Consider the following 4,032-nt stretch of genomic DNA (forward strand, 5'->3'; position numbering starts at 1 on the left):
GCTCCGCGCACCGGCCGAGGCCCCCGCCTCGTTCCACGAGATGTGGCGCGAACTGGCGCCCGTCGGCCGGGACGGCGGCCCCGGCGCCGGCTACCGCCGCTTCGCGTGGACGGACGCCGACGCCGACTGCCGCGCCTGGTTCCGCGCGCAGGCCGCATCCCGCGGTCTGAGCTACGAGTCGGACCGCAACGGCAACCAGTGGGCGTGGCTGGGCGTGGCCACCGCCGAGGACGTCGTCCTGGGCAACGCCGTCGTCACCGGCTCCCATCTGGACTCGGTGCCCGACGGCGGCGCCTTCGACGGACCGCTCGGCGTCGTCTCCGCGTTCGCCGCGCTCGACGAACTCCGCGCTCGGGGCGCCCACTTCACCGTCCCGCTCGGCATCGTCAACTTCGCCGACGAGGAAGGCGCACGCTTCGGGCTGGCGTGCGTCGGCTCCCGGCTCAGCACCGGCGGTCTCAGCCTCGAACAGGCACACGCGCTGCGCGACGCCGACGGCGTCACCCTGGCCCAGGCCATGGAACGCGCGGGCCACGACCCCGAGGGCATCGGCGCCGACCCCGAACGGCTCGCCCGCATCGGGGCGTTCGTCGAACTCCACATCGAGCAGGGCTGCGCGCTCGCCGACCCGGACGCCCTGGAGGCGATGGGCTCCCTGCGCGTCCCCGGCTCCTCGGCCGGACCGGACGGCTGCCCCGTGGGCGTCGCCTCGGCGATCTGGCCGCACGGACGCTGGCGGTTCGACTTCCACGGCGAGGCCAACCACGCGGGCACCACACGCCTCGCCGACCGCCGCGACCCGATGCTCACCTACGCCGCGACCGTGCTCGCCGCCCGCGCGCAGGCCGAACGCGCCGGGGCGCTGGCCACGTTCGGCAAGGTCGCCGTCGAGCCGAACGGCGTCAACGCCGTGCCGTCCCTCGTACGGGGCTGGCTGGACTCCCGCGCCGCGGACGAGGAGACCCTCGCCGCCGTCGTCGCCGGCATCGAGGACGCGGCCACCGAGCGCGCACGCGCCGACGGCGTCGACGTCCGCGTCACGCCCGAATCCCGCACGCCCGTCGTGGAGTTCGCGCACGGCCTGCGCGACCGGATCGCCGGCACTCTGGGCGGTGCGCCGCTGCTGCCCACCGGCGCGGGACACGACGCGGGGATCCTCTCCGCGTCCGTCCCGACCGCGATGCTGTACGTACGCAACCCCACCGGCGTCTCGCACTCGCCCGCGGAGACCGCCGCCGAGGACGACTGCGCCGCCGGGGTACGCGCACTCGCCGACGTCCTGGAAGGGCTGGCCTGCCGATGACGACCGTCTCCACCGGGGACCCCGGTCCGCGCGGCGCCTACTGGTGCCAGTACGCCTGGCTCAACGGCACCGTGGAGCCCGGCGTGCTGCTGGAGACCGGCGACGACGCCCGTATCACCGCCGTACGCACGGGAGTCGGCGCACCCCCGCAGGGCGCCGAACCGCTGCGCGGGCTCACCCTGCCCGGCTTCGCCAACGCGCACTCGCACGCCTTCCACCGTGCGCTGCGCGGCGCCGTCCAGGTCGGCTCGGGCACCTTCTGGACCTGGCGCGAGATCATGTACCAGGTCGCCGGGCGCCTCACCCCGGACTCGGCGTACGCCCTGGGCCGCGCCGTCTACGCCGAGATGGCGCTCGCCGGCATCACCTGCGTCGGCGAGTTCCACTATCTGCACCACGCGCCCGGCGGGGGGCCGTACGACGACCCCAACGCCATGGGCCACGCCCTGATCGCCGCCGCGGCCGACGCGGGCATCCGCATCACGCTCCTGGACACCGCCTATCTCGCCTCCGGCTTCGGCCGCCGCGGACGCGGCGAGCCCCCCGGCCGCCAGCAGCTCCGCTTCTCCGACGGCTCGGCGGCGGCCTGGGCCGAGCGGGCCTCCGCGCTGCGCACCGGCGAGGGCGGGCACGCCCGTACGGGAGCCGCGATCCACTCCGTACGGGCCGTCCCCGCACGGGAGTTGGCGCCCGTCGTCGAATGGGCACAGGCACGCTCGGCACCGCTGCACGTCCATCTCTCCGAGCAGACCGCCGAGAACGACGCCTGCCACGAGGCACACGGCTGCACGCCCACCCGGCTGCTCGCCGACCACGGGGTGCTCGGGCGCCGTACGACCGCCGTGCACGCCACCCATCTCACCGACGAGGACGTGGAGTTGCTCGGCCGCGCCTCCACCGGCGTGTGCATGTGCCCGACCACCGAACGTGACCTGGCCGACGGCATCGGCCCCGCGCCCCGGCTGGAGCGCGCGGGCGCCGCGCTGTCGCTGGGCAGCGACAGCCACGCCGTCGTCGACCTGCTGGAGGAGGCGCGCGCCCTGGAACTGGACGAGCGGCTGCGCACCCGCGCCCGGGGCCACTGGACGGCGGCCCAACTCCTGCGCGCCGCAACGGAGAACGGCCACGCCGCGCTGGGCTGGCCCGAGGCGGGCCGCCTGGAGACGGGCATGCTGGCCGACTTCACGACGGTGGCGCTGGACTCGGTCCGTACGGTGGGCCCGCCCCCGCGGATGGCCGCCGAGGCGGCGGTCTTCGCGGCGACGTCGGCCGACGTGCGGCACACGGTCGTCGGCGGCCGGCATCTGGTCCGCGACGGCCACCACACCCTGGTCCCGGACGTCGCGGGGAGCCTGGCCGAGGCCGTCGGCGCCCTGTACTGACCGGACTTCCGCCCACCGACCCGAACTTCCCCCGTAGCGGCGAGACTTCCCGCGTACCGACCCGAACTTCTCCCGTACCGACCGGACTTCCGGCATACCGACCGACATCCGCGACGACAATCCGAGGACACCGCACATGAGCAGCACCGTCGTCACGAACATCCGCACCCTGGTGACCAACGACCCGGCCCAGGGGGACGGCGGCCCGCTCGGCGTCGTCGAGGACGCGGCCCTCGTCCTCGACGGCGAGCGCGTCGCGTGGACGGGCCGCGCGGCGGACGCGCCCGCCGCCGACACCGCCTACGACGCCGCGGGCCGCGCCGTGCTCCCCGGGTTCGTCGACTCCCACTCCCATCTGCTCTTCGGGGGCGACCGCACGGCCGAGTTCAACGCCCGTATGTCCGGCCGCCCTTACACCGCGGGCGGCATCCGTACGACCGTCGCGGCGACCCGCGAGGCGAGCGACGACGAACTGGGCCGCAACCTCGCCCGGTTCCTCGCCGAGGCCCGCCGCCAGGGCACCACGACGATGGAGACCAAGTCGGGTTACGGGCTCACCCCCGAACAGGAGTCGCGCGCGCTGCGCGTGGCCGCCGCGCACACCGACGAAGTCACGTATCTGGGCGCCCATATCGTCGCCCCCGAGTACGCCGACGACCCGGCCGCCTACGTCGGCCTCGTGACGGGCCCGATGCTGGACGCCTGTGCCCCGTACGCCCGTTGGGTCGACGTGTTCTGCGAGAAGGGCGCCTTCGACGGCGACCAGGCGCGCGCCGTGCTCACCGCGGGCACGGCCAAGGGCCTCGTGCCGCGCGTCCACGCCAACCAGCTCTCACAGGGACCCGGCGTACGTCTCGCCGTCGAACTGGGCGCCGCCTCCGCCGACCACTGCACACATCTCAGCGACGCCGACGTCGACGCCCTCGCCCAGGCGGAGTCCACGGTCGCCACGCTGCTCCCTGGCTGTGAGTTCTCCACGCGGGCCGTGTATCCCGACGCGCGCCGGCTGCTGGACGCCGGGGTCACGGTGGCGCTGTCCACGGACTGCAACCCGGGCTCGTCGTTCACCTCGTCCATGCCGTTCTGCGTCGCCGTCGCCGTACGGGAGATGGGGATGACGCCGGACGAGGCGGTCTGGGCCGCCACCGCGGGCGGCGCCCGCGCGCTGCGCCGTACCGACGTCGGACGGCTCGCGCCCGGCGCGTACGCCGATCTGCAACTGCTGGACGCGCCCTCGCACGTCCATCTCGCCTACCGGCCCGGCGTCCCGCTGACCGCCCGGGTCTGGCACCGGGGCACGCCGCTGGCGCCCCTCGTCCCCTGAGCCCGCCGTACACACGCGGCGGG

3 protein-coding genes are annotated in these 4,032 nt (G+C 75.2%); all 3 read left to right on the forward strand.

The genetic code is table 11. The features are described 5' to 3' along the window. Nucleotides 1–40 precede the first annotated feature (40 nt). The 3 genes from AN218_RS30690 (at nt 41) to hutI (ending at nt 4,009) form a co-directional block, all read left to right on the forward strand. Nucleotides 41–1,303 carry an allantoate amidohydrolase gene (locus AN218_RS30690; RefSeq protein WP_070020311.1) on the forward strand — a complete coding sequence of 421 codons (1,263 nt, stop codon included), beginning with the start codon at nt 41–43 and terminating at the stop codon, nt 1,301–1,303. After that, nucleotides 1,300–2,685, forward strand: coding sequence for a formimidoylglutamate deiminase (locus AN218_RS30695; protein WP_171908858.1), 1,386 nt, complete (start codon nt 1,300–1,302; stop codon nt 2,683–2,685). Before AN218_RS30690 ends, AN218_RS30695 begins: the two co-directional genes overlap by 4 nt. Nucleotides 2,686–2,821: 136 nt before the next feature. Continuing rightward, nucleotides 2,822–4,009, forward strand: coding sequence for an imidazolonepropionase (gene hutI, locus AN218_RS30700; RefSeq protein WP_070020309.1), 1,188 nt, complete (start codon nt 2,822–2,824; stop codon nt 4,007–4,009). The last annotated feature ends 23 nt before the right edge of the window (nt 4,010–4,032 follow it).

The organism is Streptomyces nanshensis (genome assembly GCF_001751255.1).
Classification (GTDB): Bacteria; Actinomycetota; Actinomycetes; order Streptomycetales; family Streptomycetaceae; genus Streptomyces; species Streptomyces nanshensis_A.